Genomic DNA, 5,626 nt, shown 5'->3' with positions numbered 1-5,626 from the left:
GGAGAACCGGTCGAAAAAGCTCTCCGTACATGATTTTTCGGTCACTTTTCGTCCAATGACGCTGTAGGTGCCTGGAAAATTGCAACTTGCCGCGGCTGCACGACAAGTTGATCGGAGCATCCCTAGCCGAGGTTTTCTGGAGCGATATACGGCTTATCGAGTAGAGCTCAAGCCTGCGTGCTGAATGGTAAGTACCGTGGTGGCTGGCACAGGCTTCGCCTGTGTTCGCGGGTAAACCCGCTCCTACAGGGATTGCCCATGCCTTGGGGGGGCAAAAGTGGGGCGGCGCTTCAACTGGAACACTGGCGGCCATCTCGTGCGTCTGGCTGAGATGGTTACGGCCAGCAGGTAGGGCCGCCAAAGTGACTACCTCCCCGGCAAGCCACGTTTCGGTTCCACCGTGCGAAACCAGATTCGATTGTGCTTCATCGCTCCTCGCGCTTATCTGTCAGCCAAGCACGACCTGCCTCACCCGTCGTGACCTCAAGGCGAACAACAAGAACGGGAAACCACCCGCGCGAGGAGACTCTACATGTCCCGACATCAGCACATCCTGGCCTGGCTGAACGATGTGGCCAGCGACCTGCACGCAATCCGTCACGATATCCACGCTCACCCGGAACTGGGGTTCGAAGAAAGCCGCACTTCGGCGCTGGTTGCCCAGCTGCTCGAAGAATGGGGCTATGAAGTGCACACCGGTATCGGCAAGACCGGCGTGGTCGGCGTACTGCGCAATGGCAGCAGCCCACGCCGCCTGGGCCTGCGCGCCGACATGGACGCGTTGCCCATCCACGAGGCCACCGGCGCCGCGTACAGCAGCCAGCACCAAGACTGCATGCACGCCTGCGGCCATGACGGGCATACCACCATGCTGCTTGGCGCCGCGCGCTACCTGGCGGCCACCCGGCAGTTCGACGGGACGCTGACGCTGATCTTCCAGCCGGCCGAGGAGGGCCAGGGTGGCGCCGAGGCGATGCTGGCCGACGGCCTGCTGGAGCGCTTCCCTTGCGATGCACTGTTCGGCATGCACAACATGCCCGGGCTGCCGGCCGGGCACCTGGGCTTTCGCGAGGGGCCGATGATGGCCTCGCAAGACCTGCTCACGGTGACCCTCGACGGGGTTGGCGGCCATGGCTCGATGCCGCACCTGACCGTCGACCCGCTGGTGGCGGCGGCCAGTGTGGTGATGGCCCTGCAAACCGTGGTGGCGCGCAATATCGATGCGCAGGAGGCGGCTGTGGTTACCGTCGGCGCCTTGCAGGCCGGCGAAGCGGCCAACGTGATTCCGCAGCAGGCGCTGCTGCGCCTGAGCCTGCGCGCGCTGAACGCCGAGGTGCGGGCGCAGACCCTGGAGCGGGTGCGGGCCATTATCGTCAGCCAGGCCGAAAGCTTTGGTTGCCGCGCCACCCTAGAACACCGCCCGGCCTACCCGGTGTTGGTCAACCATGCCGCGGAAAACGCCTTCGCCCGGCAGGTGGGGGTGGAATTGCTCGGTGCCGAGGCAGTGGATGGCAACACCCGCAAGCTGATGGGCAGCGAAGACTTCGCCTGGATGCTGCAACGCTGCCCCGGCGCCTACCTGTTCATCGGCAATGGTGTATCGCGGCCGATGGTGCACAACCCGGCCTACGACTTCAACGATGACATCCTGCTGACCGGCGCCGCCTACTGGGGCGCGCTGGCAGAGCGCTGGCTCGCGCCCGCCTGACCTTTCCTTTTGACGACTGCCGCTGGAACCCGGGCGCGACCGCGCCTGGGCGATCACCCAATCATTGTGTGGAGTGTTTCCTATGCAGACTTCGAGCACCGGCGTGTCGCGTACCCGGCAAGTGGTCGCCGCCGTCATCGGCAACGCCCTGGAGTGGTATGACTTTATCGTGTACGGCTTTCTGGCCAGCATCATCGCCCGTCAGTTCTTCCCCTCCGACGACGAATACGCCTCGCTGCTGATGGCCCTGGCCACCTTCGGCGTCGGCTTTTTCATGCGCCCGGTGGGCGGCGTGCTGCTGGGCATGTATTCCGACCGCAAAGGCCGCAAGGCGGCGATGCAGATGATCATCCGGCTGATAACCGTCTCCATTGCCATGATCGCCTTTGCCCCCGACTACCTGGCCATCGGCATGGCCGCGCCGATGCTGATCGTGGTGGCGCGCATGCTGCAGGGTTTTGCCACCGGCGGCGAGTACGCCAGCGCCACGGCCTTTCTGGTGGAGAGCGCGCCGGCCCACCGCAAGGGCCTGTATGGCTCGTGGCAGCTGGTGGGGCAGTGCCTGGCGGTGTTCTCCGGGGCGGCGATGGTGGCCCTGGTCACCCACCTGTGCACGCCTGCGGCGCTGGACAGCTGGGGTTGGCGTATCCCGTTCGTGCTCGGCCTGCTGATCGGCCCGGTGGGGCTGTGGATTCGCAAGCACATGGAAGAGCCTGAGGAATTCATCGAGGCGCGCCGCCAGGCCAAGGGCCAGTCGCCCAGCTTGTGGCAGGTGCTGCGTGAGCATCGGCGCAGCCTGTTGGTATCGATGGGCCTGGCCTGTGGCGCGACGGTGTCGTTCTACGTGGTGCTGGTGAACATGCCGACCTTCGCCCACAAGAACCTCGGCCTGCCGCTGGACCAGGTGCTGCTGGTGCAGATGCTTGCGGTTGGGCTGATGACCGTGGTGATCCCGCTGTCCGGGGCGTTGTCTGACCGGCTGGGGCGGCGCCCGGTGCTGATGGCCTTCACCCTGGCGTTCTTCGTCATGGTCTACCCGTTGTATGTGTGGGTGGCTGCCGCGCCGTCGCTGGAGCGCCTGCTGGTGATGCAACTGCTGCTGTGCACCGCCATCGGTGGCTTCTTCGGGCCGGCGCCCACGGCCCTGGCCGAGCAGTTCCCGGTCGAGGTGCGTTCTACCGGTGTGTCGGTGGCCTATAACGTGGCGGTGATGGTGTTCGGCGGCTTCGCCCCGTTGATCGTCACCTGGCTGAGCAAGGTGCTCGGTACCCCGGTGGCGCCGTCGTTCTACGTGCTGTTCGCCTGCCTGCTGACACTGCTGGGCACCTATTGCCTGAAAGAAGCCCCACGCGTGGGCAAGCCTGCCGCTTTCAACCTTGGAGTGAAACCGTGATGCCGCTAGCCATCGACCCCATCGTTGCCCTCGATGCCGAGGCATTGTCCCGGGCCATCCATGCCCGCCAGATATCGTGCCGGGAGGTGATGCAGGCTTATCTGGCGCACATCGAACGCTTCAACCCGCAGGTAAACGCGCTGGTGTCGCTACGCCCGGCCGAGGCACTGCTGGCCGAGGCCGATGAGCGTGACTGCGAGCTGGCCCGTGGCCATTCGCGCGGCTGGATGCATGGCATGCCCCAGGCGATCAAGGACCTGGCCGCCACAGCCGGGTTGCGCACCACCCTGGGCTCGCCGCTGTTCGCCGAGCAGGTGCCCGAGCAGGACGCGATCAGTGTGGCGCGGGTGCGGGCCAGTGGTGCGCTGATCGTGGGCAAGAGCAATGTGCCGGAATTCGGCCTTGGTTCGCAGACCTACAACCCCCTGTTCGGCACCACCACCAATGCCTACGACCCGGGCAAGGTGGCCGGGGGCAGCAGCGGTGGGGCGGCGGCGGCGCTGGCCATGCGCCTGCTGCCGGTCGCCGACGGCAGCGACATGATGGGCTCGCTGCGCAACCCGGCGGCGTTCAACAACGTGTATGGCCTGCGCCCGTCGCAGGGCCGCGTTCCACACGGGCCGGCGCCGGAACTGTTCGTGCAGCAGTTGGCCACCGAGGGGCCGATGGGCCGCAGCGTGGTGGATGTGGCGCGGCTGTTGTCGACCCAGGCGGGCTTCGATGCGCGGGCGCCGTTGTCGCTGGGCGATGGCCGGCGCGATTTTGCCGCCGGGTTGCAGCGCGATTATCGCGGCGTGCGGGTTGGCTGGCTGGGCGACTACGACGGTTACCTGGCGATGGATGACGGGGTACTGGGCCTGTGCGAAGCGGCCCTGGCAGACTTCGCCGAACTGGGCTGCCGGGTCGAGGCCTGCCAGCCGGCGTTCGACCTGGCGCGTTTGTGGCAATGCTGGCTGACCCATCGCCACTTCCTGGTGCACGGCAACCTCGCTGCCGCCTATGCCGACCCGGGCAAGCGCGCGCTGCTCAAGCCCGAGGCGCAGTGGGAGGTGGAGGGTGGCCTGCAACTGAGCGCGGCAGCGGTGTACCAGGCTTCGGTGGCCCGCAGCGACTGGTACCGCGCGCTGGGCAAGCTGTTCGAGCGTTACGATTACCTGCTGTTGCCATCGGCCCAGGTGTTCCCATTCGATGCATGGCAACCGTGGCCAACGGTGGTCGGTGGGCGGGCGATGGACACCTATCACCGCTGGATGGAAGTGGTGATTGGGCCGACCCTGGCCGGCTTGCCTAGCATCAGCGTACCGGTCGGTTTCAACGCTGCCGGGTTGCCCATGGGCCTGCAGATCATCGGCCCGGCCCAGGCTGACCATGCGGTGTTGCAGCTGGCCCATGCCCATGAACAGCTCACCCGTTGGGTAGCGCGGCGCCCACCCCGGAGCCTGCAAGCGCCATGAAACCGCTGGGCAGGCGCGGATCTTGCTGGCTATCCTGACCATCCAGTTACAGGGAGGTCACACTCATGGGCATCACGGCAGACAGTGGCGGCGTGCGTTCGGTGGAACGGGCGCTGGCCATCGTCGACCTGCTTGGCGAACACCAGGCGCTGGGCCTGGAAGAACTGCATTACCTGACGGCGCTGCCCAAGGCCACGGTGTCGCGCATGCTCGCCACCTTGCAGGAGCAGGGCTGGGTTTACCGCGGCCTCAGCGACAGGCGTTACCGGCTGTGCGCGCGGCGCCTGTTCGGTGACCGCCAGCTGCGTTTCAAACGGCGCCTGGTGGAACACGCCGCGCCCATGCTACTGGAATTGAGCGAACGCACCGGGCTGGTGGCCGACCTGTCGTGTTTCGACGGCGAGCGGCTGGAGGTGATGGAAAGCGCTGTGCCCCAGGTATTGCGCAAGCGTTACCCGCACACCTGCCAGATCGTCGGGCATCATGCCAGCCTGTTCCACTCGGCGATGGGGCGGGCATGCCTGGGTGAGTTGGCGGTCGATGAAGTGCAGCGCCTGGCGGCCCATGAGCGGGTGGGCGACGAGACGGTGCTGCGCGACATCGAGGAGGAAGCGAACAAGGGGTTCGGCCAGCGCACCGAAGGGCACTGGGAGTATCCGGTGCGCTTGCCGTTCCTGATCCGCGCCATTGCCCTGCCGGTGCATGCCGAAGGGCGCCTGGCCGGGAGCATTGCCTTGCACTGGCCGCTGGACCAGGCGCCGGTGGAGCGGGTGTTGAACCTGCACCTGAACAGCCTGGCTACAACGGTGGGCGAGGTGCAGCGGGCCCTGATTGTTTGAGTCAGCCTGTACCGGCCTCTTCGCGGGTAAACCCGCTCCCACAGGGAAAGTGCATTGCCCGAGGCTTGCTCGGTACCTGTGGGAGATAACCCAGCCCTTTTGGGCTGCGCTGTCGCGCAGAGAACAAATATCGCTCGTCTGACGCGGCCTTTGTAGGAGCAGCCTTGTGCTGCGAAGAGGCCGGTACAAGCAACAGACAGGCTTTGTCAGTACCGGCCTCTTCGCAGCACAA

General features: G+C 66.0%; 4 protein-coding genes. All 4 read left to right on the top strand.

Features of this window, described 5'->3' with window-relative positions:
• Positions 1–532 precede the first annotated feature (532 nt).
• Positions 533–1,708 (top strand): M20 aminoacylase family protein, encoded by a 1,176-nt coding sequence (locus tag WM94_RS25530; RefSeq protein ID WP_061552414.1) that lies wholly within the window; start codon positions 533–535, stop codon positions 1,706–1,708.
• 82 nt (positions 1,709–1,790) lie between these two features.
• Entirely contained in the window at positions 1,791–3,101 is a 1,311-nt protein-coding gene (locus WM94_RS25525; protein ID WP_061552413.1) for a citrate-proton symporter, read from the top strand.
• Positions 3,101–4,555, top strand: coding sequence for an amidase (locus WM94_RS25520; RefSeq protein WP_061552412.1), 1,455 nt, complete (start codon positions 3,101–3,103; stop codon positions 4,553–4,555). The genes WM94_RS25525 and WM94_RS25520 overlap by 1 nt, the downstream gene beginning before the upstream one ends.
• A 65-nt stretch (positions 4,556–4,620) precedes the next feature.
• Positions 4,621–5,394, top strand: coding sequence for an IclR family transcriptional regulator (locus WM94_RS25515; RefSeq protein WP_013972733.1), 774 nt, complete (start codon positions 4,621–4,623; stop codon positions 5,392–5,394).
• Positions 5,395–5,626: the final 232 nt, after the last annotated feature.

The organism is Pseudomonas sp. ABFPK, assembly GCF_001586765.1.
Taxonomy (GTDB): Bacteria; Pseudomonadota; Gammaproteobacteria; order Pseudomonadales; family Pseudomonadaceae; genus Aquipseudomonas; species Aquipseudomonas asiatica.
This window is presented reverse-complemented; position numbering and strand designations above follow the sequence as displayed.

Excerpts from the sequence above, each read along its gene's own strand:
- WM94_RS25530 (WP_061552414.1), top strand. The coding sequence starts at position 533 with ATGTCCCGACATCAGCACATCCTGGCCTGGCTGAACGATGTGGCCAGC.
- WM94_RS25525 (WP_061552413.1), top strand. The coding sequence starts at position 1,791 with ATGCAGACTTCGAGCACCGGCGTGTCGCGTACCCGGCAAGTGGTCGCC.
- WM94_RS25520 (WP_061552412.1), top strand. The coding sequence starts at position 3,101 with ATGCCGCTAGCCATCGACCCCATCGTTGCCCTCGATGCCGAGGCATTG.
- WM94_RS25515 (WP_013972733.1), top strand. The coding sequence starts at position 4,621 with ATGGGCATCACGGCAGACAGTGGCGGCGTGCGTTCGGTGGAACGGGCG.